General features: G+C 44.3%; 17 protein-coding genes and 1 pseudogene. 12 read left to right on the top strand and 6 right to left on the bottom strand.

Annotated elements, in window-relative coordinates; all coding sequences use genetic code 11:
• Positions 1–111: 111 nt before the first annotated feature.
• On the bottom strand, positions 112–1,653 hold the full coding sequence (locus P4S59_RS09400) for a long-chain-fatty-acid--CoA ligase (protein WP_337168291.1): 1,542 nt from the start codon (positions 1,651–1,653) through the stop codon (positions 112–114).
• 545 nt (positions 1,654–2,198) lie between these two features.
• Between P4S59_RS09400 and P4S59_RS09405 the strand changes: the two genes are divergently transcribed.
• The 8 genes from P4S59_RS09405 (at position 2,199) to gspS2 (ending at position 9,881) form a co-directional block, all read left to right on the top strand.
• A complete protein-coding gene (locus P4S59_RS09405; protein WP_237308049.1) occupies positions 2,199–3,458 on the top strand; it encodes a dicarboxylate/amino acid:cation symporter in 1,260 nt (419 codons plus the stop codon).
• Between the two features lie 155 nt (positions 3,459–3,613).
• Positions 3,614–4,798: an acyl-homoserine-lactone synthase gene (locus P4S59_RS09410; protein ID WP_337168292.1), complete on the top strand. Its 1,185-nt coding sequence runs from the start codon at positions 3,614–3,616 to the stop codon at positions 4,796–4,798.
• A gap of 33 nt (positions 4,799–4,831) precedes the next feature.
• Positions 4,832–7,330 carry a quorum-sensing autoinducer 1 sensor kinase/phosphatase LuxN gene (gene luxN, locus P4S59_RS09415; RefSeq protein ID WP_337168293.1) on the top strand — a complete coding sequence of 833 codons (2,499 nt, stop codon included), beginning with the start codon at positions 4,832–4,834 and terminating at the stop codon, positions 7,328–7,330.
• Between the two features lie 111 nt (positions 7,331–7,441).
• Positions 7,442–7,684, top strand: a complete 243-nt coding sequence (locus tag P4S59_RS09420) for a hypothetical protein (protein ID WP_005392851.1) — start codon at positions 7,442–7,444, stop codon at positions 7,682–7,684.
• A 203-nt stretch (positions 7,685–7,887) separates the two neighbouring features.
• Positions 7,888–8,451, top strand: coding sequence for a septation protein A (locus tag P4S59_RS09425; protein ID WP_005392849.1), 564 nt, complete (start codon positions 7,888–7,890; stop codon positions 8,449–8,451).
• Between the two features lie 226 nt (positions 8,452–8,677).
• Positions 8,678–9,073 carry an acyl-CoA thioester hydrolase YciA gene (gene yciA, locus P4S59_RS09430; RefSeq protein WP_005392848.1) on the top strand — a complete coding sequence of 132 codons (396 nt, stop codon included), beginning with the start codon at positions 8,678–8,680 and terminating at the stop codon, positions 9,071–9,073.
• A gap of 115 nt (positions 9,074–9,188) precedes the next feature.
• The gene (locus P4S59_RS09435) at positions 9,189–9,485 is read left to right on the top strand and encodes a YciI family protein (protein WP_005392847.1); all 297 of its coding nucleotides are present in this window, start codon (positions 9,189–9,191) and stop codon (positions 9,483–9,485) included.
• Positions 9,486–9,488: 3 nt separating this feature from the next.
• The gene (gene gspS2, locus P4S59_RS09440) at positions 9,489–9,881 is read left to right on the top strand and encodes a GspS/AspS pilotin family protein (RefSeq protein ID WP_048625727.1); all 393 of its coding nucleotides are present in this window, start codon (positions 9,489–9,491) and stop codon (positions 9,879–9,881) included.
• A gap of 132 nt (positions 9,882–10,013) precedes the next feature.
• Here the strand turns inward: gspS2 and metE are convergent, their stop codons facing one another.
• Positions 10,014–12,296, bottom strand: a complete 2,283-nt coding sequence (gene metE, locus P4S59_RS09445; RefSeq protein ID WP_337168294.1) for a 5-methyltetrahydropteroyltriglutamate--homocysteine S-methyltransferase — start codon at positions 12,294–12,296, stop codon at positions 10,014–10,016.
• A 278-nt stretch (positions 12,297–12,574) separates the two neighbouring features.
• Between metE and metR the strand changes: the two genes are divergently transcribed.
• Positions 12,575–13,486 carry an HTH-type transcriptional regulator MetR gene (gene metR / locus P4S59_RS09450; protein ID WP_005392844.1) on the top strand — a complete coding sequence of 304 codons (912 nt, stop codon included), beginning with the start codon at positions 12,575–12,577 and terminating at the stop codon, positions 13,484–13,486.
• Positions 13,487–13,505: 19 nt separating this feature from the next.
• On the opposite strand, the gene P4S59_RS09455 is transcribed toward metR, so the two are convergent.
• The 3 genes from P4S59_RS09455 to P4S59_RS09465 form a co-directional block, all read right to left on the bottom strand.
• Positions 13,506–13,706 carry a DUF4250 domain-containing protein gene (locus P4S59_RS09455; protein ID WP_005392843.1) on the bottom strand — a complete coding sequence of 67 codons (201 nt, stop codon included), beginning with the start codon at positions 13,704–13,706 and terminating at the stop codon, positions 13,506–13,508.
• Between the two features lie 153 nt (positions 13,707–13,859).
• Complete coding sequence (locus tag P4S59_RS09460) at positions 13,860–14,570, bottom strand: hypothetical protein (RefSeq protein ID WP_182033148.1); 711 nt, start codon at positions 14,568–14,570, stop codon at positions 13,860–13,862.
• A gap of 85 nt (positions 14,571–14,655) precedes the next feature.
• A complete protein-coding gene (locus P4S59_RS09465) occupies positions 14,656–17,112 on the bottom strand; it encodes an EAL domain-containing protein (protein ID WP_114323247.1) in 2,457 nt (818 codons plus the stop codon).
• A gap of 422 nt (positions 17,113–17,534) precedes the next feature.
• Here P4S59_RS09465 and P4S59_RS09470 point away from each other — a divergent pair, with 422 nt between their 5' ends.
• On the top strand, positions 17,535–19,868 hold the full coding sequence (locus P4S59_RS09470; protein WP_337168295.1) for a YgiQ family radical SAM protein: 2,334 nt from the start codon (positions 17,535–17,537) through the stop codon (positions 19,866–19,868).
• A gap of 108 nt (positions 19,869–19,976) precedes the next feature.
• On the opposite strand, the gene P4S59_RS09475 is transcribed toward P4S59_RS09470, so the two are convergent.
• On the bottom strand, positions 19,977–22,073 hold the full coding sequence (locus P4S59_RS09475) for a methyl-accepting chemotaxis protein (RefSeq protein WP_337168296.1): 2,097 nt from the start codon (positions 22,071–22,073) through the stop codon (positions 19,977–19,979).
• Between the two features lie 578 nt (positions 22,074–22,651).
• Here P4S59_RS09475 and P4S59_RS09480 point away from each other — a divergent pair.
• On the top strand, positions 22,652–23,329 hold the full coding sequence (locus tag P4S59_RS09480; protein WP_176320004.1) for a response regulator transcription factor: 678 nt from the start codon (positions 22,652–22,654) through the stop codon (positions 23,327–23,329).
• A pseudogene (locus tag P4S59_RS09485) lies at positions 23,326–24,614 on the top strand (sensor histidine kinase). Before P4S59_RS09480 ends, P4S59_RS09485 begins: the two are co-directional and overlap by 4 nt.
• Positions 24,615–24,628 lie beyond the last annotated feature (14 nt).

The raw sequence follows: 24,628 nt of genomic DNA on the forward strand, positions 1-24,628 counted from the left end.
TCATATGTACACGCTAGCGAGAGATTGCCATCTTCTGTTCCTTAGTAACCAGGCGCACAACACCACTCGCTCTAGGCAAGTGGCGCTGTGACCCGAAGTTCATTGAATTGACTAAGCCACATTCAATTCAGATTTCAATTCACGCTTTAAAATCTTTCCTGTTGCACTCATCGGGAGATGCTCACGAATTTCAACATAACGAGGATATTTAAAAGAGGCTAACTGCTCTTTGCCCCACTTTTGTAATGTTTCCGCGTCAATGTACTCTCCCGGTTTAAGCACAACGTAAGCCTTTATCTCTTCGCCATACTCTTCATTTGGAACCCCTATCACCGCTACCATTGAGATTGCAGGATGAGTCATAAACACTTCTTCAATTTCTCTAGGGTAAACGTTAAATCCACCTCGAATGATCAGATCTTTCATTCTATCGACGATAAATAGATTACCTGAACTGTCAAAACGGCCAACATCACCAGTATGGAACCAGCCATTTTGTAGCGCGGATTCAGTGACTTCCGGGCGGTCAAGGTATCCCTTCATAACATTATGCCCACGCACAACAATCTCACCTTCTTCACCGATCGGTAGCACATTGCCTTCAATGTCGACAACTTTTACTTCAACGCCTTGAATCGCTTGACCTACCGATCCTGGTATACGTTCCTGATCTAAATGATTAAAACATGCAATAGGACTTGTTTCTGATAACCCGTATCCTTCAAGAATTGGGACATTAAATAGTTCCTCAAAGGATCTAAAGATTTCGGTTGGCAACGGGGCTCCACCGCTGATAGCAACACGTAGTGAGGATGTATCAAATTGGTGCTGGACATGAAGCAAGCCGATATACATCGTTGGCACTCCAGCAAACAACGTCACTTTGTGTTTTTCCATCAGCTCAAGAACATGTTTAGGCTCAAACCTAGGCACTAACACCAAGGTTGCCCCGCCCAAAACACTGGCATTTAAGTGGACGGTTTGACCAAAGGTATGAAATAAAGGCAAAGTTACTAAGTGAATATCATCGGCCTGGCTGCCCATAATGTTTTGTGCCACCAGAGCATTCATTATGATGTTCTGCTTCGTCAGTTCAGCTCCTTTTGGTAAGCCTGTCGTCCCTGATGTATACAAAATAACACAAGTATCATCCGCATTACGCGGTACATAATCTGACAATGGTTCTGCATCCGCTATAAACGCATTGAGAGTTGGCACACCATTCCATTCGTTTTCACTTTGAGATTGAGTCATCACGACCATATTTTCACATATATCAGCCTGCTCAAACGCTTTAACCCCCTCTTTTGCCATTGGCAGTTCTGCTGTCCCTTCAAAACAGAAGTAAAACTTCGCTTTTGAATCTTCTAAGTGATACTTAATTTCTCGCGCTTTCAAAAGCACATTTAATGGGACAGCAACCGCGCCAGCTTTTTGTATCGCATAATAAACAAACGCGAAAAAAGGAATGTTTGGGCATGAGAGCGCAATACGATCGCCCGGAACGACCCCTTTGTTGATTAAAGATGCCGCGATCTTTCCGGTAATCGCATCAAACTGCGCATAAGTTATCTCGACATCACCACATATCAACGCCGTCTTATCTGGTTTACTCGCAGCATTTCTTTGTAATGCAGCAGCAAGATTCATCATAATCGCTTCACCTCTTACTTGTTGATTTTCGTTTTATCGGCTCGGGAGCATTAGCAGAGAGAGCACTCCCCTACACTAAAATGTTGGCACTTAATATTTGTCTCGCCCATTTCTGATTAACATTATGTTTACAATGCAATCAAAACTAAGAATGTAAAACAATTAACATTTCACAAAGCTAATTGGTAAAAGTGTGAGCTTGAAAGAACTTAATTGTTATAAATATCAATCCAAGTCACGCAAGACGCAGACTACGCTCGCAAACACAAAACTCATCTCAGTTAACAAAAAATAAACAAGAAAAAGAAATAAACAAAAACAATCACACAGCTAATAGGCATAACAAAAATCAATAGCAAACGTTTGCTATTGAACAAAACTTTATCGTTCGTCAATAAAATATCGATTAATCCATCAATAATACCTTGCTGCATATTGCCAATTGTAAACGATAAGTGTAAAAAGCAAGGCGAGATAATTATCCATAAAACCATTTATGGTTAGTGGGTAATTTTAGGATTTTACATTTTATTAGCACAGAGGTTATGGAAGTGTTAAAAGAAAAGAATTTGCTAAACAACATTGGCGTACAAGTCGTAATCGCCATGATCGTGGGCACAGCCGTTGGTGCCATGATGGGTCATGATGCGACAGTGTTCGCTCCTTTAGGTGCTATCTTTATCAACTTAATCAAAATGTTGGTTATTCCTTTGGTCGCTGTAGCCTTGATTTCTGGCGCCGCTGGTCTTGGGAACAGCCAGTCAGCAGGCAAAGTTGGCATCGTCACTCTAGGTTATTTCGGTTTAACATCCGCCCTAGCCGTTGCGCTTGCACTATTTATGGGTGAAGTATTCCAACCAGGCATGGGGATCGACGTCTCTGGCGTTGAAGGCATGTTCTCAGCAGAATACGCTTCAAAAGGTGAACTACCTACTTTCTGGGCAACCATCACTGGTATGATCCCAACCAACGTTTTCCAATCACTAAATGAAGCAAACATCCTACAGATCCTCGTTTTCTGTATGTTCTTTGGTATTGCAATTTCTAAGCAAGCAAAAGAGCGTCGTGAGCCAATCATTAATGGTGTTAACTGCATCGTTGACGCAATGGTTTGGATGATCAACAAAGTGATGATCATTGCCCCTATCGGCGTGTTCGGTCTAATGGCAGAAGCAGTCGGTACATTCGGTTTTGGCGCACTAATGGTGGTATTCAAACTGTTCGTTGTTTACGTTGCCGCAATCCTAATCTTCGGTTTCGTTGTTTACCCAGCAATGGTGCATATTTTCACCAAGACATCAGCGAAGAAGTTCCTGTCTTCAATGAAAAAGCCACAAGCTGTTGCGCTTTCAACGGCCTCTTCTATGGCAACACTGCCTGTCACAATGGACACCTGTGAAAAAGAACTGGGCGTAAAAAATTCAACCGCGTCATTTGTTCTGCCTCTAGGCGCAACGATCAACATGTCAGGTAATGCGATTTACTATGGCTTGGTTGCTATCTTCTTTGCTCAACTGTTCAATATCGACCTAGGTATGGGCGCTTACATTGCAATTATCGTAACGTCTACATTGGGTGCGGTTGGCCAAGCGGGTGTTCCTGGTCCTTCTTTCCTAGTGGTTGCCGTACTTCTTGCCGCTGGCATTCCAATTGAAGGTCTACCACTGCTATTCGCTCTTGACCGTATTTTCGATATGATTCGTACAGCACTAAACATCACTGGTGATGCAGCATGTGCAGTTATCGTTGATGCGCTAATAGAAGAGGAAGCGGCAGAAGCTGAGCTTAAAAAGCAAGAAGCTTAGTCCTTTCTCGAATGAACTAAAAACCGCTCACTATGAGCGGTTTTTTTGTCTTTTCTTGCATTACGTAACTATATAAATAGAAACCAATAGCATAAATTTATCAAAATGATATAAACCATTACAAAATATAAAAAACGTCAGAACTAGGTTATATCATGAGTCTTAAGCTGTCTTTGGAGCCCCTCGCCAGTACAGATTTGCCGATCGAATCAAAACAACAGGCGCTGGTTGACACGGTTCTTCTTACTCTTACACCGCAAGAAAGGTCTTCTCTTTTTCAACAAGTTGCTTTGTATAGAATAAAGCTTCTTAAGTCCCTCTTTCCTAAATACGCATCTAAGAGTCTGTCCGTACTGTTTGAATTAATGGATTATCGAGATTTAGTACAGCAGTATCCAACGCCTTTCTCCGAAGAGGCGCTCTTAATTGAACAAATTGCCGCAGATTGTTACCCGCATTGGATGGTTTTCTGGTGTGAATGTGAGATTGCTGCGATCAAGCAAAAGCACCCTTTAAATGAAGCGACAAGACCAACTCAGCTCTCGTTTGACGACCGCGACTATTCAAGCATATTGATCGAAGATATTGCCGAATGCGACCTAAAGGTAACACTGCCAAATCACGCTGCATTAATGCCGATTTCCGAAGCAATCACACTGAGCAGTCTTGAGCTCTTCGTCCAAACTGAACAATGGTTTGAGATATTGCCTCTATTATCACTCTCGCAGAAAGGTCAACACTTTGTGCTATTGTTCAAGCCGTCATCTACACCAATCATGGTCTCCTCCGCTTTGGTGCAAAACTGGCACCAAAGAAATACCTGGCTCAGCTATTCATCACCATTTAGTAGTGAGCAATGGCAGTTTTGCCTTCCTGATTATGGCTACATTACTCTTAATCAATTAGGCCTTTTTGGAGGTAACGATCTAACTCGCCAACGGACTCTTATTGAATTTGATGCGCAGTTCCAATCTCACTTGAAAAACACTGAAGCGGTTTGCGAAGTGCTGCGTCTGACAGTGGGTGGCAACATCCAACAAAAACTGTACTTTTTGTATTTGGCACAAAAAGCATTGATGAGTGAGCTATATAAAGCAGGCTATAAGCTCAGCTTTACCATTATTGAACAAATATTTATGTTAAATTTCTATCAATCTATTGATTTAGAGGCCTACTTTCACTCAGGATACCGCGACATTAACGGTGACGGTACCAAGACATACCGCGGTTTCTGGAATTTAGGTATGATGGTTGAAGCATTTCAAGACATACAGTTTCGCGACTACAAACACCGCGTACGAACAAAAAGAATTGATGAAAAGGTGAATGAACATGCTTGATATTCATCTTCACGGCCTTTTTATCCAAAAGCAATGACGCTATACGCCACTGTACTGGTGGTGTTCGCTTGGTTGTTATATTACTGCTATCGCCTAAAACAGAAGAGTGAAACGATTTTAGGCTCGCATCATGCGCCGTACATTGCTTATTCTAGTTGCATCATCGTTTGGATCAGCAGCAACGCATACTTCCATACCGACTTATTGCCGGAGTTGGGCTCCGCTGGCGGTATTTTTATGGCTAAGTTGGCGAACTTGGCGTCATTCTTTGCCTTTGCATTCGCGTTCTATTTTTCTTGCCAGCTAGCGGCTGATATCAAAAAAACTGCGGTCAAAGCCTGGCAAAAAATCGTCTTTGTGGCACTAGCAACGTACTCGCTTTACATCAACTTAGTACCAAACCTTACTGTCGAAAATGTCACCATTAGCGGTCCAAGCCAGTTCGTGATCGAGTTTGGTCCCCATACCTCATATTTCTTTATTAGTTTGCTGACATTTGTTGTATTAACACTGCTGAACTTGATTACCATGCGAGCGAACAGCAGCAAACTCACGCTGGCAAAAAGTAACTATATGATAGCCGGCATTTTGGTCTTCATGTTATCAACTGCAGTGATACACCTTGGAATGACTTACTTCCTTGGTGACTTTTCCTTAACCTGGTTACCACCAGCACTTTCAATTAGTGAAATGTTGTTTGTAGGCTATGCCCTGCTTACTTCTCGCTTTTATAGCGCTAAATACCTCACATACTTAACCGTTAGCGCGCTGTTTGTCTGTGCCATTTTCGTCCTCCCGCTGGGCGCAATATTTATTCCTATCTCGGAAGATAACCAATGGCTTGTAGCGGTGCCTTTATGCGCACTCATCGGTATCACTTGGCACTTGCTTTACAAACGCGTCAGTCGTTTCGCGTCCTATTTTATTTATGGGAAACGACATACACCCGTTCAACAAATTCTTGGATTAGAAGAAGAATTTAAACGCTCAATAGATGATGCAATGCGCCAGTTAGCAGCGTTACTGAATATACCAAATAATAAATTGCAGCTCGTCACCAGCAGTTACACCGAAACGTTTTATGAAGATTATCTACCGTCAAGCAAGTCTGTTCTCGTGCTTGATGAACTGTCTGAAGAAATTGATTATGCCTCCTCGTCTAAAGGCTCAATGCGCAAGCTCTACGAACGTATGCGATCCAGCAATACGGCGCTCGTAATGCCTCTTTTTGGTCGTGGAAAGTCCGTTACGCACTTACTGATTTCTTCACACAAAATGGATAATAAATTGTTTTCTAATGAAGAAATTTCAGCATTGCAAACCTTATTAGTTCGCATCCAGAGCACCATCGAGGCCGATAGAAAAGTACGCCAAAGCCGTGCGCTCGCTAACTCTATTGCGCATGAAATGCGTAACCCTCTCGCTCAAGTGCAATTACGATTTGAAGCTTTAAAACAGCATATCGAATCAAACGCTTCACTTGAGACGTTAAAGAGTGAGATTGATAAAGGAGAAGCAGCGATTCAGCGTGGTCGCCAACTTATCGACATTATTTTACGAGAAGTCAGCGACAGCTCACCTGAGCACGAACCCTTAACTATTACTTCTATACATAAAGCTGTCGATCAAGCGGTCAGCCGTTATGGCTTTGAAAACGATCAAATAATTGAAAGGATCAATCTGCCCCAAGAGCACGATTTTGTCGCGAAGTTAAACGAAACTCTGTTTAATTTTGTCATTTTCAATTTGATTCGCAATGCTATCTACTATTTTGATTCTTATCCCGATAGTCAAATTGAGATTCGTAGCCAAACGGGGGCCTACGAAAACATTCTGGTCTTCCGAGATAGTGGCCCTGGCATAGATAGCAGTATCTTACACAAGATATTTGACGACTTCTTCTCGTATCAAAAAAGTGGCGGCAGCGGCCTTGGCTTGGGCTACTGTCAACGCGTTATGCGCTCTTTTGGCGGACGAATTGAGTGCCAGTCTGAATTAGGCGAATTTACTGAGTTCTACTTGTATTTCCCGGTCGTCCCAAACGCACCCAAACCAGAGACGTTGAGGACACCGGACTTCAATGGCTGGAAAGTAAATGCACCACATTCTGAACCTCGCACAGACCAACACGTACAAGTAAGTAACGATGCACCAACAGTGCTCATTGTTGATGACAAAGAGGTGCAGCGTACTTTGGTTCAAATGTACTTAAAAAGGCTGGGAGTCAACAGCTTACAAGCAAATAATGGCGCTTCTGCGGTGGAGCTATTTCAGTCGCACAAGATTGATTTGGTGCTTATGGATGTACAGATGCCAGTGATGAATGGATTTGACGCAAGCCAACGAATTAAGCAAATTGCGCCTTCCGTTCCTATCATCGCACTATCTGGAGAGTCTGGAGCTAAAGAGCTGGAGCTCATTGCGAAACTCATGGATGACAGACTTGAAAAGCCAACCACGTTAAATGCGCTCCAAACCGTCATCAAGCGCTGGTTGCAACATGAGAGTTTTGCTACTTCCAACACTTTCTAATTTGCGAAGATAAAACTGGCACTAGATGTGCATTACTGAAGTAAATCGAATTATCCAGAGGGTCAAGCAAGCTGCAAATGGTTAGCGGATGAGCTTGATAAGGAGATCGCCATGTTACTTCATCGACACACATACTACGGCTTGATTCATCATGGAATCAAAGCGCTACTACTCGATCGCTTAGGCCACTATACAGAAGAAGAATACCATCAGTATCTGAGCCTAATGACCGGCAAATCCACTTGCTTTACGATGTCTCTCGAAGAGCTTGAAGCAACCGTTGATAATCTGTTACGTGAAGGCTATTTAGAAGATGTCAAAACGCTTATTTCTCAATATCAACGTGTTGCTTAAATCTTAAATTCTATCAACTCAATTGCCGCTCTATCGCGGCAATTTTTATGCCTTCGATTTACTACTTCATCTTTGCGAAATGTTGCTTGTTGTATCATTCAGTCAGGGGATTACTTCTCTTACCTCTAACCTTGACGGTATTCACATCTTGTCAGATTCCGTTAGACTGTCTTCAATTCACTAATTAGGTAGATTTTGCCACCATGAAGCAAATCCTAGATTTTATCCCACTCATCGTCTTCTTCGCTTTGTACAAGATGTACGACATCTACGCAGCAACAGGAGCGCTGATCGTTGCAACGGCAATTCAGCTTGTCGTCACCTATGCTCTGTATAAAAAAGTCGAGAAAATGCAGCTAATTACGTTCGTTATCGTGACGATATTTGGCAGCATGACCCTTTTCTTCCACGACGACAATTTCATAAAATGGAAAGTCACCATCATTTATGTGATTCTAGCTATCGGTTTAGCAGCGAGTCACGCAATGGGGAAATCGGCCATTAAAGGCATGTTGGGCAAAGAAATTTCACTACCTGATGCTATTTGGGCGAAGATCAACTGGGCTTGGGTCGGCTTCTTCTCATTCTTTGCTGGTCTGAACATTTATATCGCTTACGAGCTACCACTGGATGTTTGGGTCAACTTCAAAGTATTCGGAATGTTGATTGCGACATTTGCCTACATGATTGCGACTGGCTTCTACATTTACAAACACATGCCAAAAGAACAAAAAAATAACTCATCCGATGTATCGACTGATGATTAAAAACTCAGTTTTGCTATAATCCGCGCACTTTGCAGCGACCTTCGGGTCGCTGTTTTGCTCCATGTATCACTAAACCGATCAAACGGCATACCGGATTCAGACCATTCTTGCTGCTGTAAACCAACTTTCTCTGGTCCGGTGTCTTCGGTTTTTTAAGGACCTTTGGTTCTAGGTATTTACTATGTTGGCGCTTAGTTTGAGCGCCTTTAAGATTTAGGATGTCACAATGAGTCAAGAAATTAGCTCTCCGAGAGGTCAACTGCTGCTTCGTACCCTTGCAATGCCTGCCGATACTAATGCCAATGGCGATATTTTTGGTGGTTGGATTATGTCTCAGCTCGACCTAGCAGGTGCGATTCTGGCCAAAGAGATCTCTTCTGGTCGCGTTGTTACCGTTTCAGTGTCAAGCATTACCTTCAAGAAGCCTGTAGGTGTTGGCGATGTCGTTTGCTGCTATGGCGAATGCACTAAGATTGGTCGCACCTCAATGAGTGTCGATCTGGAAGTATGGGTCAAGCCGGTAAAAGCACACGGTGTCGGCGAGCGCTTCATGGTTTGTGATGCGACTTTCAACTACGTAGCCATTGACAGTGAAGGCAAACCACGCCCGGTTCAGAATTAGTCAACCTACAGCGCTAACTGTTAGAAAGGATCTCACATTTTCTGTTGTTCACTTGTGAGAGACACAAAAAAGGCGTTAAATTAACACTTTACCCTACCAATTAAGGAACTATGCTATGTGGTATGTCATCTTTTCTCAGGACGTCGAGAACTCGCTGGAAAAACGCATGAGCGTTCGCCCGCAACACTTGGAGCGCTTACAAAAGCTTCAAGACGAAGGTCGCCTTCTTACTGCTGGCCCTATGCCTGCGATAGACTCTGACAACCCAGGAGAAGCTGGATTTACGGGCTCGACTGTCATCGCTGAGTTCGCCTCTCTAGAAGACGCTAAAGCGTGGGCAGAGGCCGATCCTTACGTAGCGGCTGGTGTTTACGATAATGTAATCGTGAAACCGTTCAAAAAAGTGTTTTAATTTATGAAAAAATTACTGTGTCTTTTCTTGGCATTTGGTGCGTTAGCGGGCTGTTCATCTACCGATGATAATCAACGCCAGCTTGAGCTATTGGCATCAAACCGAGCGGGAGTCTTGTCCGCAGGTCTCCCTTTGGAATACGGTCCACTGCAGATAATGCGTGTCTCATCCAACAAAAATGTTGTTGAAATGATGATGATTTATAACGATGACGCACTCGGTGCAAAGCCGTTAAATCAAGTACTGAATACCAGTATCTACACCTATTGCAATAACCCGGAAGTTCGTAAGCAAATTGATATGGGCTTAATGTACCGTATTAAAGTGCGTAACTCTCGCGGTCAGTTGATGGCAGATGAGTTGGTTTCCGCGCAAACTTGTACTCAAATGAAATAGTCACAGTGAGTACGTTGTTTTCGATACGAGCAATTCATCCGCTATTGCGGGATAGTATAACGACGAAAATGAACGGCTAAGAATAGAAAAACGGAGACAACGGTCTCCGTTTTTATTTGCTAAAAAGGTGCCTTACGCCAGCTCAGCACGAAGTTTCTTCGCCGCTGACACGAGGTTCGCCAATGCCGCTTCTGTCTCTGCCCAGTTACGTGTTTTCAGACCACAGTCTGGGTTCACCCACAAACGTTGTACCGGAATCTTTTCTGCCGCTTTCTTGATTAAGCCTTCAATCCACTCTTCCGTCGGAATATTTGGTGAGTGAATGTCATAAACACCTGGACCGATTTCGTTCGGATAATTGAACTCTTCAAACGCTTTAAGCAGTTCCATATTTGAGCGTGACGTTTCAATGGTAATCACATCCGCATCGAGCGCTGCAACAGAATCGATGATTTCATTGAACTCGCTGTAACACATGTGAGTGTGAATCTGAGTTTCTGGTTTTGCACTCGCTGCTGAGATCTTAAATGCATCCACCGCCCATTCTAAATACGCTTTGTGATCGCGCTTTTTCAACGGCAGACCTTCACGAATCGCAGGCTCATCGATTTGAATGATATTGATGCCTGCATCTTGCAGATCAGAAACCTCATCACGCAGTGCCAGTGCCAGTTGCTGGGCGATTTCTTGACGAGTAATGTCTTCACGCGGGAATGTCCAACATAAAATCGTTACCGGGCCCGTCAGCATACCTTTCATCTGCTTGCTGGTTAGCGATTGTGCGTACGTCGACCATTCCACCGTAATCGGCTTTTCACGCTCAATGTCGGCAACCATAATGGCTGGTTTCACACAGCGAGAGCCATAACTCTGTACCCAACCAAATTTCGTCGTTTGGAAGCCCGCCAAGTTCTCCGCGAAGTATTCTACCATGTCGTTACGCTCAGCTTCACCGTGAACAAGCACATCTAGGTCAAGGGCTTCTTGGCGTTTTACGGCATCCTCAATATGTCCTTTTAGTGCTTGGATATAGTCGGACTCAGATAACTGGCCAGTGCGATAAGCGCTGCGCTGAACACGAATTTCACCCGTTTGAGGGAAAGAACCGATTGTCGTAGTTGGCAACAGAGGCAAGCCCAATACTTCAGCTTGATGCGCAGCACGCTCCGCGTAAGGTGCGCTGCGCTCGGCAAGTGACGCAGTAATACTGTTTAAACGAGCTTGAACTTGTGGCTTATTCACATGCGTTGCCGTTTTACGTGCTTTGATTGGCTGGCTGTAGGTATCACAAGCGAGAATCGCATCTTGATCACCATCGAGTGCGCGGCCAAGCAAGGCGACTTCTGTTACTTTTTGTTTTGCGAACGCAAACCAGCTTTTCACTTCCTCACTGAGTTCTGTTTCCAGTTCCAGATCAACCGGGCTATGTAGCAAAGAGCATGAGCTCGCAACCCAAAGGTTGTCGCCCAGTTTTTCTTTTACTGGCTGTAGGCGTTCAAGTTGCGCACTCAAATCCGAGCGCCACACGTTACGACCGTTGACCACGCCAGCAGACAGCACCCACCCCTCCAGTAGTTTGGCAACCACGTCGTCAAGCTGCTGGGGCGCGGCAGATAAATCGATATGTAAACCATCCACTGGTAGCTTTACAATTTTGTCTAGCGTATCGCTTATAGAGTCAAAGTACGTCGTTAGCAGCACTTTTACATCGCTTCGAATCACTTGGTACGCTAGCTTGAACGCATCAGCCCACTGGCTTTCAAGCTCTAGTGACAAAATTGGCTCATCAATCTGAACCCACTCAACACCTTGACTCGCGAGCTTTGCCAAAATAGCTTGGTAAGCCGTAAGCAATCGAGGAAGTAGCGTCAGGCGATCGAACCCTTCTTCTACCTCTTTACCTAAGTAAAGATAACTGACTGGGCCAAGCAAAACTGGCTTCACTTTATGCCCAGCTTGGGTTGCTTCGTTGACTTCTTCAAACAGTTGAGGCCAGCTCACTTCAAATGTATCGTCCTTGCTAAATTCAGGTACGATGTAGTGGTAGTTTGTGTTGAACCATTTAGTCATATCCGATGCTGCAGCGCCCGCACAGCCGCAACCCGCTTGAGATTGACCGCGACCCACTTTGAATAGCGTATCCAAATCAGGGAAACCGTCTGCGTGACGTTTTGGCACGTGACCCAGTAACAACGTGGTCGTCAGTACATGATCGTACCAAGCGAAATCGCCAGCGATGGTAAAACTCAAGCCAGCATCTGTTTGTGTTTGCCAGTTTTTAGCGCGCAGATCTGCCCCAACCTTTTTAAGCTCTGCTTGATCAATTTCTCCGCGCCAGTATTTTTCCTGAGCGAATTTTAATTCTCGTTTTTCACCGATGCGTGGATAACCTAGTACGTGCGTTGTTGTAGCCATGTCCCTATTCCTTTTTCAATCTTGTTCAATTTGTTTAAGTCAGAGCATCTTTCGTCATGAAAGATGTCTGGATGGCTAAACTATCACTCTCATCTGCGGTTTGAACAACGTCCATTTATTCAACTTGTTTATTAAAAAAATTCATCATGAGGCGACATGATTCGCAAATAAACACAACAAACAGACGTCTAGACGTTTACATATCCATTTTTTGTCGTTAAGTTATTTATACGATTGCTATTCTGTTCATAGCGAGCAACAAAGGATGAAAGGAATTCATGATAGAGCTAAAACATTTGCGGACACTCACTTCGCTTCGAGACACCGGCTCTCTAACCGCGACCGCGACCGCGTTGCATCTCACTCAATCGGCCTTGTCTCACCAGATCAAAGATTTAGAGGCACGGATTGGGGGACAATTATTCCTTAGAAAAACTCGTCCGGTAAAGTTCACTTCAGAGGGAGAAATCCTATTGCGTCTTGCAGAAGATATTCTTCCCAAACTCGCAAGAGCAGAAAATGATTTGGCAAGCTTGAAAGAAGACGTCAATGGTCGGTTGCATATGGCGATTGAATGTCACTCATGTTTCCAATGGCTCATGCCTGCTCTTAGGGAATATCAACTTGCCTGGCCTAGCGTAACACTGGATTTTTCATCAGGTTTTGGCTTTGAACCACTTCCTGCACTGTTAGCTGGCGAGTTGGATCTCGTTATCACGTCAGATATTCAACCTCGTTCTGAAGTGCATTATGAACCTTTATTCGACTTTGAAATGCGCTTAATTACCGCGACCAACCACCCATTGGCGGAAAAAGAAGTTATTGATCCGCAAGATCTCGCAGATCAAACCATGCTCTCTTATCCGGTTCAAAAACAAAGGCTAGACGTCGTAAAACACTTCTTGCAGCCAGCGGGGGTAGAACCAGCCAAATGGAAGCAAGCCGACAATACTCTGATGTTAGTGCAAATGGTTTCCGCAGGTTTAGGGGTTGCAGCACTGCCAAATTGGGCGATTTCTGAATTTTCTCGCCAAGGCCTTATTACCAGTAAACCTTTTGGCCAAGGCTTATGGCGTCGCTTATTTGCTGCAACGCGTCACTCAGAGAAAGATAAACGTTACTTACAAGCCTTTTTCGCAACCGCAAGGCTACAATGTAAAAGCCACCTTGACGGAATCAAGATGGCTTAGGGATATGGATTAAGAAGGTTTAGCGTTGATATGCTTTAAATTGGTTGGTCAATGGATCGTACTGATAACCAAGCATATCAAGCTTGCCTACTACGGACTCTACATCCATTTCATACACCGATACTAACTCGTCAAAACTGTCGCACTCTAAACGTAGCTTTTCATTGACGATACCTAGCAAAATAATGCTGTCCAAATTACCTACATTGCTTAAATCCATCGCGACTCTCCTCTTCGACAAGGTATATAAACAAGCGTAGACGTAATCACGTGAATTTAAAGTGAGCGCGATCCAAAACGTGAGTGCCTTATACTCAAGCAACCTAGAAAGGACTTGAGTACAAGCAGTATTGATCTGTTTCTCGACTCGAGATTAAGCCGCCAGAGAGAATAAACCTTGTAGGCTCGTCATTGACGCGAGCGCGAGCAACAGGGCGACGCTCAGTTGAACCTTTTCTGGTTTTTTATGTGTGAAGATATGCCAGCACCAAACAATGATTGAAGAAACTAGCATGGCTAAAGATAATAAAATTGGTTGTGTTGCGGCACTCAATGTCGCTTCATTTAACTGGTAAGAAGCAAATAGCGTTGCGATCACCAGCAGCATTCCAGACACAATGCCCATAACTGGCAAAATGCGGTGAAATGCCTGTAATCTGCTACGAGCGATAGTCAGAAGCAATTGAGAAAATGACGCCCCAAGGAAAAATATCATTATTGCCATCGCAATAGACGCAGGCCAACTTGGCTGTTCAAATGCTTGAATACTTACATACGCAAAAGCCAAACCATTCGCTAAATGCATCGCCCAAAGAGGGCCTTTTTCACGCGTTTTCTTGGTTTGAACCTGAGAGTAGAAATAGAAAATAGCGAACACGATCATAAATGCTTCAATACGAAGAGAAGCAACCGCAAGCCACAATAACGCCACTGCTGGCAACATTTTATGAAGACGGCCTCTCTGACCCGGACAAATATCGCCCTTGATGAGAAGCAAAGTCAGTAGCGCTTGCGCGCCAAATAGCATCGGAGGAAAAGTAACCAGCAATTGTTGAATCATGTTAAATGCACGCTCAAAAGTCATTTTGGGGTGCGATAATAGCAAATCACCTATCGTCAAACCACCGAAAGTCTATCCCCAAATGTACTAGAACAGCGAGACTTTTTATTCAACAAGAAGCGAGATACTTCAACGCATCTTCTTGAGTTAACACGCCTCTGTATTCTTCTTTTTCATCACATAAAACCCACGGGAAGCGAATGCCTGTTTTGATTAGCTCTCGAATAGCAGCAACAGATAAGTGCGCATTGACGAGCACAAACTCCGTGCTCATTATCTGGTTCACCGGACGTTTCCAAATCCAATTTTCTCGCTCAGTCTCTAATTCGGTCCCCATGGAAGGCGTTAGGTGTAAGTTAACTTGCTCTTTGGTAACTAAACCAACACAGCGCTTTTCGTTAATGACAACCAGCGGCGAACTTGGACTTAAATTCATATATTCCACCGCCAACGATAATGGCTCCCCGGGATCAAGGTGCCTGACCTCTTCATGGCTCAGTGATTGCAATACATCATCTTGTTTTGGTTTAACAGCAACACCCGAAAACAAATGTTCGTAACTTTCCGCTTTCTCCATCAAATCGACAGGCCGAGCACGAGAGAACAAAAAGCCTTGCATGTAATCCACACCTATTTCAGCCAATGTTTGAAGCTCCTGTTCTGACTCCACGCCCTCGGCAACCACTTTTACATTCATTTGCTGAGCAAGATCAGTGACCATTTTGACAATATTATAACTGGTATTGCCATGCTGAATGTTCTTAACGAATTTTCGGTCGATTTTCAGTAAATCAAACTGCCCTTTCTCTAGGTAAGAAAAAGAAGAATACCCTGTACCGAAGTCATCAATCGCAATTTTAATGCCCTCTTTGCGCACTTGCTCTAGCGCTTGCGTATGCTCTTCGTCTTGCTCAAAATACGCTGTTTCCGTCAGCTCAATCGTGACTCGTTTAGGATCGACACCACTGGCTTTAATTAGGTCATGCGAACGCTGAAGAACCTGGAGCGAATCCAATTTAGTATTCAGTGAGCGATTGATGGTTAACCCTATTTCCTCGCCATATATGTCTTGCAAGCGCGGAAAGTGTTTGAGCGCGGCTTGACAAACCTCATCATCCAGAGCCGCAATCAACTCTAAATCTTCAATAACAGTAATCATCTCTTGAGTGCTATAGGCATCACTTTCATGATAAAAGCGGGCTAAGGCCTCGAACTTAACGACTTTACCAGTTCGGCTGTCAATTATTGGTTGAAAATGAACATCCACCAGCCCACTGTCGATTTGCGCTTCCAAAAACGCCTCTAAATGCTGGCGTTTGACTAACTCAGAATGAAGCTCACTATTATAAAAATTAAAATAGCCACCTTCTCCAGAAAGTGAGGACAACATCGCCTGGGCTGCATGCGCTAACGCTTGCTTTGGCCTGTTTGTATCATAGCCGAGGATTGACACACCCGTTTGTCCCTCGACGATAGTGGTATGCATTTTTGTTCCCATTTCATTCCTAAGCTCAGTGAAGAACCCTTTCATCGCAATTTGAATCAAACGTAAAGGACTTAGCCATTGACAGTGAGGAGTTTGTAAACAGACAACAAACACATCCCTAGAAAGTTGACCCGCTATACTGGTGTAGCGGCTTCGCATAATAAAATCGGCGAAGCCTAGTTGCTGTTCAAGTAAGCATTTTTCAGAAAAATTTGGTCTGAGAGTCATGACGATATTGAGTTCTTTACTCCCACTTTCGTTCGCCAAATTAGCTAATTGCAGTTCGAACTCTTCTCTAGAAGGCAAAAAAGCTGACCAATCATGTTGTTGTTCACAGCGATTTTTCATCCACAACAAGGAAGCCGAAATGTCAGTAGAGAAGCCGAGATAAAGAATCCGTCCAGAATGAAACGTTAGCCGATAGATACAAAGATGATGTGCCTGATTACTACCATTTGCAGTTCTACTCAATAAATTACCGCTCCAGTATCCTTCATCATCAATATGTTGCCAGAGTTGGTCGTAAAACGCCTGACTATGGTGAGATGTGCTAAAGATATAGGTTTTAAGTCCAACCAAATCACGGTTTTGATAACCCATTTGCAATTCAAAGGCACGGTTACAACCTAAGATTCGGGTGTCTTCGTCCGCGACTAAAACCCCTACATTCGGTAAATCAAAAATCGTTTCGAGAATTTTCGCTAACTCTTCGCAGCCAGTGATCGTCAATTGCGGGATGATAGAGCCTTGAACAATACGCTCATTGAGCTTTTCAAAGCTAATTGTGACATGTATTAGGCGAGCTTCATTAAGCATCATGCAACAAGAAAAACGACCTTGCCCACCTAGGAGCTCCACTTCTAAAATTCGTTGCCTTAGTGTTTCCTGTTGCCCCATCAGCATATGCTCAAACAAATCATCTAAACAGGTGACAGGCGTATTTAACCCAAAAGCATTTGCCATTCCTTGCTGGTCGCATTCGAACTCGCGAGTATCAATCTTGTAAGACCATTCAATCACTGGAGTCGGATTGGATGTCGGTTGCACTTTTTCATGTGCTATTGTTGTTGAGTCACTCATTCCCTAGCCCCCTTTTTAATTAGCCTCATGCTCAAGGTTCGTAGTCAACGTGCCTTATTCCATTTGGGACCTGCTGATCCTCTTGTAAAATAGATTCTGGCAACGTAAGCCAATCGACTTAGAACCTTTTCAGAGCTTGTTCGGCTTTTTGCATTTTCCTATGCATTAATTTGATTATAGGCGTTGTTTTTAATAAGCACATCATTGCTTATTGGTTGTATTAACATTGCGACATTTTTCACGACTCGACCTATAACCATGAGGCTTTCAAGGTGATATTAGACATAAAATCGCCGATATAGCCTTGATATTTTTGCAAACCAAATAAAACTCGATGAACTAAGCTTGAATAGATGAGTTTGGTATAGATACCTGATCCTCAAATCGCTATAATTCGCGCTCCCTGGAACAGAGAGCAAAATATGACCAATAACATCACTCCTATTCATGTGTACAAAAAATACTGGGCAGAGTGTTTTGGTACGGCACCTTTCTTGCCGACCAGTCGCAAAGAAATGGACGCCCTAGGATGGGATAGCTGTGACATTATCATCGTAACCGGTGATGCTTACGTGGATCACCCAAGCTTTGGTATGGCTATCATTGGCCGTCTGCTAGAAGCACAAGGTTTCCGTGTCGGTATCATTGCTCAACCAGAATGGCAAAACAAAGATGCATTCATGCAGCTTGGTAAGCCAAATCTGTTCTTCGGGATCACTGCGGGTAACATGGACTCCATGATCAACCGTTACACCGCGGATAAAAAACTTCGTCACGATGACGCGTACACCCCCAATAACGAAGGTGGCAAACGCCCAGACCGCGCGACTTTGGTTTACTCTCAACGTTGTCGTGAAGCTTACAAAGAAGTACCTATTGTTTTAGGTGGTATCGAAGCCAGCCTACGCCGTGTTGCACACTACGATTACTGGTCAGATAAAGTTCGCCGTTCGGTACTATTTGATGCAAAAGCAGACATCCTACTTTTCGGTAACGCAGAACGCGCACTTGTAGAAGTAGCGCATCGCATCGCAAATGGCGAAGACATCAGCACCATGACCAATATTCGTGGTACCGCCGTGAACTTGCCAGCCGCGCCAGAAGGCTACACGGTTATCGATTCTTCTCGCATTGAAAAACCTCGTAAAGAAGCGTTCGTACCAAAGAACCCATACGAAGTAGAAACTCAGTGTGAAACTAAAAAAGATGAGCCAGTTGCAAAACCAATCACGATTCGCCCATCACGCCACGATGCTGCAACAACTGCGGTTCGCTTACCTTCGTTTGAAAAGCTAAGAAACGATCGCATTCTTTATGCTCATGCAAGTCGTGTATTGCATTTAGAAACGAACCCGTACTCAGGTCGAGCGTTACTTCAAAGCCATGGTGATCGTGAACTTTGGGTAAACCAAGCCCCAATCCCATTGACGACCGAAGAGATGGATTTTGTGTTTGGCTTGCCTTACGCGCGTGTTCCTCATCCTATGTACGGCAAAGCGAAAATTCCAGCGTATGACATGATCAAAACGTCTGTGAACATCATGCGTGGTTGTTTTGGTGGCTGTTCTTTCTGTTCGATTACCGAGCACGAAGGCCGAATCATTCAAAACCGCTCGAAAGAGTCAATCATTAACGAAATTGAAGAAATTCGCGACAAAGTTCCGGGCTTTACCGGCACAATTTCCGATCTTGGTGGCCCGACTGCAAACATGTACCGCCTAGGTTGTAAAGATCCAAAAGCAGAAGCGAACTGTCGTCGTCCTTCTTGTGTATTCCCGGGCATCTGTAACAAGTTAAATACAGACCATAAACACACCATCGATCTATACCGCGAAGCGCGTAAAGTTGAAGGCGTGAAGAAAGTGATGGTCGCATCTGGCGTACGTTACGACCTTGCGATTGAATCACCAGAATACGTGAAAGAGCTCGTAACTCATCACGTAGGTGGTTACTTGAAGATTGCACCGGAACATACAGAGAAAGGCCCTCTTGATCTGATGATGAAACCTGGCATGGGCACGTATGATCGCTTTAAAGAGATGTTCGAGAAGTACAGCGCAGAAGCGGGTAAGAAGCAGTACTTAATCCCTTACTTTATCTCTGCGCACCCAGGCACAGAAGACGAAGACATGCTGAACCTTGCTCTGTGGCTGAAGAAAAACAACTTCGAGTGTGACCAAGTACAAAACTTCTACCCATCACCGATGTGTAACGCAACGTCGATGTACTACTCAGAGACAAACCCTCTGAAACGAGTGAAGTATAAAAAACGTGAAGATGTACCTGTAGCAAAAGGTGAACGTCAACGTCGCCTACATAAAGCGCTGTTGCGTTACCACGATCCAGCAAACTGGCCAATGATTCGCGAAGCCCTAATCAGTATGGGTAAAAAACATTTGATTGGTGACAAACAAGGCTGTCTCGTTCCTGCGGAAGACATTGAAGCACAAACACCTGCACAACGTCGTAAATCTGGTCGTCACGGGGCAAACCGCTTTGCAACCAAACATACCAAAAACCAACCAGGCTTCGGTGGTCATTTGAACAAACGCTCTGAAGGCGGTTCAAAAGATGGTAAACCATCTGGCAACCGTAACGGTTCTGGCAAAGCACAAGGTGGTCAACGCCCTGCAAGCAACGGCCAACGTCCTAGCGGCAACGGTGCAAACCGCCCGGCAGGCAGCAAGCCGCAAGGTCAAGGTCGCCCACAAGGACAAGGCAAACCAGCTGGTCAACGTAAACCAAAGCGTCGTTAATTCTTTAGCACTTAAATACTAGAAAGGGCTCCAGAGGTAACTCTGGAGCCCTTTTGTTTTGTGAGAAATAAACGTTTTAAGTTGGGTTAAACTCTCTCACTTACTTGATTAAGACAACTTGAACTTACTCAACTCACTGTGAAGATCACTGGCTTTTACTGTCAGTTCGTTACTGATCGCTACCGAAGATGACATAGTATCCATCACTTCCATCGCCGTATCATTAATCACAACCACATTACGGTTGATCTCTTCTGACACCGAGCTTTGCTCTTCTGCCGCTGAAGCGATCTGATTATTCATATCATTAATCACTTCAATAGCTTGGTTGATTTCGGCCAACGCCAACTGCGCTGCTTGTGTTTCTTCTTTAGTATCCACCGCTTGCTTCTGGCTTTGCTCCATTAACAGGACGATTGATTGCGTTTCTTGCTCCAAACGAGCCAACATTGCACGAATTTCTTCTGTCGAGCCTTGTGTGCGCGTTGCAAGGTTGCGGACTTCATCGGCTACCACAGCAAAACCACGACCCGCTTCACCAGCACGCGCAGCTTCAATCGCAGCGTTCAGAGCCAACAAGTTGGTTTGATCGGCAATGCCACCAATCTCACTCAGAATCCCCTGAATCGCCGTGCTTGAAGCCACCAAATTCTGCGTCTGGTGCTGTGCATCATTCACTTGCGAAGCGAGGTTATCCACCGCGCTTGCAGCATTGTCCATACGCGACATGCCATTCGCACTATTGCTTTGAACTTGGCTTGCCGCCGCTGCTGCTTGTACCGCAGAATTTGCCACTTCTTGTGCGGTTGCACTCATCTCATTAATCGCCGTTGCTAGCGAGTTGACTTCGTTCACTTGAACGTTCAGTTGATCTCTCGAAGCTGCCGCGCGAGCTTGACCTTCACTTGCACTTTTATCGACTTGATCCGCCGTCGCCATTACGGTTAAAAGCATTTCCTGAATGCGAGCGAGGAAGGTATTAAACCAGTGCGCCAGTTGGGCGGTTTCGTCCTTACCTTTCACCTCAATGCGGTAAGTTAGGTCGCCCTCGCCTTGTGCTGCGTCTTTAAAACGCTCCACTAAGTTAGTTAATACTTTGCCCAACGAGGTCGCGATCACCGTCATCGCAACAATACCAATCAGAGCCGCAATAATCCCTGCCCACACTCCCTTTTCAAGAGCTTCTGCACTTTGTTCTTCACTCCATCGCTCGTAGTCATCCACGTTCTTTTTAAGGAAGCTACTGGGAACCGACACCATAACGATCCAAGGCGCATCGCTGGTGTCAATTGCAGTAATCGCATACTCATCCCCGCCAAACGTCACAAGGCCTGCGCCTTTTTGTTTCGCAATGGATTGAATACGAGCCCATTGAGACGCCAACTCATGAGAAACTTTCTTGCCCACTTGATCCGCTTGGCTGCTGTTCGCCAGTGTGATGCCTTTCCACGAAGAAATCAGAATACGGCCTTGTCCATCAAACAAGTCGCTCGCGTAATCTTCACTTTGGCTTTGTAACTCGTTCAATGACAAATCAAAACCGAGAGAGCCGATGATCTCGCCACGTAACTTGATTGGTTGGCTGATGGTCGTGATCAGTTCTTGTTTGCCGCGAACCGGATACATGTACGGTTCCATCACGAACGTTTTGCCCGTTTCGAAAGGCATCAAGTGCCAATCGTCTTTACGCTCACCGTTGTTGTTTAATTCAGTATTGCTAAAGCTATCCATCGCCACAACATCAAAACTGTTGTGCGAATTTGGCGAAAAGAATGGCGCTAAGTAGCCTTCGCTATTAAAGCCAAGGTTTTTGTCTTGAATCGTTGGCTCAACCCACGATGGCTTTTCCCACACCATGTAACCGGCAAACACAGCTTTGTTCTGAGCTTCTAGCGACGCAATAAACTGTTTAACAATAATGTCTGGCGTTGCGGCCGTCTCTGCGCTTAATTTGATAATTGAACGCGCTTGCTTTAGGTTCGCCAACACTGGTTCTAACTGGTTGGAAATATTCAGCCCTTGCTGAATCGCCGTATTGCTCAGGTCGGTCGTGGTGGCTTCGGTCAGTTGAGATTTTACTTTTGTAGTGATTTGCTCATTCACTTGCGTGAACGCATTGGTTGTCATACCCATTGCAATCAATAGAGTGAAGGCCATTGCCCCACCCGCACTGACAGCAATTCGAGTGCGTATACTGTTAAACATGATAGCCTCACAAATTGATTTTTATCTGGCATTAAGCATTGGAAGGATCATGGATTTTAAACAAGTAAAGTTAATGGAAGGCTTTCATTTATGAACAGAGCAAGAACAGAAAATGTAGTTTTATTAATAAAAATAAAATAATGCAGATTTTCGCTTATACATGAAGCCATTGATTTAATTGAATTATCTCAAAAAGGAGAATCTAAGCGTTTGTATTTAAAAGCAATAGCCATAATAAAAAAAGGGACTTAAGAGAAGTAAGAACTTTTTCTATGAGTGAGTCAGTAAAAATCAGTAATTACTAACAATGTGCTCAAGGTCACATAAATAATTTAGTATCTTCATGTTTTATATAGAGTTAACAGAATCAAATAATCTACCCCATTTATACATCAAGAGAAATTGATAGATATGAACAAAAGATCGTAGATTTACTTGGATAATAAGACGGTATTCAAGCTAGACATTGAAAACCGACACAAAGGTGAGAAAATCATCGTCGACAACTTTTTCACACCTATAGTGAATAATGTTCGTTAAGATCAACATTCGAATTTATCGAGATTGGATAAGAATAAATGAAGCGTGTACTTTTGGTAGAAGATAATCGTGAAATAGCGGGAATGTTGTTTGATTATTTTGAGTGTGCTGGCATGCAGCTGGATTATGCCGACAACGGTGAGCTAGGCTTAAAACTGGCGATGGATAATGCGTTTGACATCATTTTGCTCGACCTCATGCTGCCGCGCATGGATGGCCTAACACTGTGCAACAAGCTACGCGATGCAGGTAATAACACTCCGGTGTTGATGCTGACAGCACTTGATAGCCGAGACGACATGCTCAAAGGCTTCCAACACGGCGCCGACGACTACCTCACCAAACCGTTTGATCTCGATATTCTTGAAGCACGCATGACTGCATTGATTAAACGATACCGCGGTACGGTTGCATCAACCAAACTCCAGTATGGCGAAGTGTCTATCGATCAAAAAACGCATCAAGCCTACCGTCAAGATAAGCTTTTGGCATTGAATCCAACCACGTACACGATTCTAGAAATGCTGGTCAAAAATGCCCCCGAAGTTGTGACGCGTGAAGAAATCGCATTCCGCCTATGGCAAGAAAATGAGCCAAATAACGATGTGTTGCGTAGCCATATTTATCAATTGCGTGGGCAGCTCGACAAACCATTCAAAGAGCACGTTTTGAAAACCATTCCAAAAGTCGGCTTCCGATTGGAGCCCGGGGCATGATTCGCCGCTTATTTAACAATACACAAAGCTTAACCGGACGCCTTGAACTCTTCTTCCTTCTAGTGTCGGTTGTGATTGGCTTGCTATGCTTCGCATTGGTTAGCGGAGCGCTATTATGGTCGGAAGATCGCGTCGGTGAACGACGCATTATGATCGATAAAAAAGAGGCGATTGAGCACTTTCGAAACCATCCTGATAGCGGAATCATCAAACTCGATTTACTAACAACGGCATACAACAACATCAATCTCGTTCCTGAGCTCTATCAACCCTTTATTCAAAATAAAAAATATTTTCTCGCTGAAGTTGCTGACGAACCAGACACTCGCATGATTTACATGAGCACCTACACGCAAGATGGAGAGGAGCATCCTATTATTCTGATCTCTCTGATTGATGAGATAGAAATTACATCTAACGAGTTTATGTTTGTTCTCGTTATGGTGCTGGCGGTTGTCATCGGGTTACTTTTGATTTTTGGCAGCCTATTATCGAGACTTTCTCTGCGTCTCATTGAACCTGTTAGTGCCCTAAAAACACAGCTGGACCGCCATCAAGGTGACACTACACAAAAATTTGTTGTCCCTGAAGGCTCTGCAAATGAATTCCAAACGCTCGCAAATCAGCTTAATGAATATCGACATCAAATCAATCAAGTGATTAAACGTGAACAAGCTTTTGCACGATATGCCAGTCATGAACTGAGAACTCCGCTCACAGTGATGAAAGGTTCAAGCAGCTTGCTAGCAAGAAGCCCAAGTACGTCATTTCAAGAACGTCAGATTGGCCGTATTCAAGATGCCACTTTGCAGATGTCGACCATGGTTGATGCTTTGTTGGGTTTGGTTCGATATGAACGCAACACCGACGACAGCCCCGTTCGAACCATCTCAGAGCAAGAGCTCCACAACATCGTGGCTCTTAGCCAAGCGCAAGCCGATGAAAAATCGCTGGAATTTAATGTACAAATATTGGGGCATCCGCAAACCAAAGCGACTACTGCAGTGCTTAACATTACGTTGAGTAACTTAATTCGCAACGGCATTGCAGCCACGTCAGCGGGAACGATTCATATCACCATGACCGATACCACACTGTCGGTGAGAGATGAAGGCGAAGGCTTCTCTTCCGTGCCAGATGCCGAAGGCCATGGTTTGGGGCTCATGATTGTGGACGACTTATGCCGACGCTATGGCTGGCAATTCACTATTGATACACATCCTGAGGGGGGTGTGAGGCAGTGATTGACCTTTCGTCAGAGCATCATGAGGCTTGCTCAGAGTAACTTCCTCAGCACTA

The organism is Vibrio sp. M60_M70 (assembly GCF_037162085.1).
Taxonomy (GTDB): Bacteria; Pseudomonadota; Gammaproteobacteria; order Enterobacterales; family Vibrionaceae; genus Vibrio; species Vibrio diabolicus.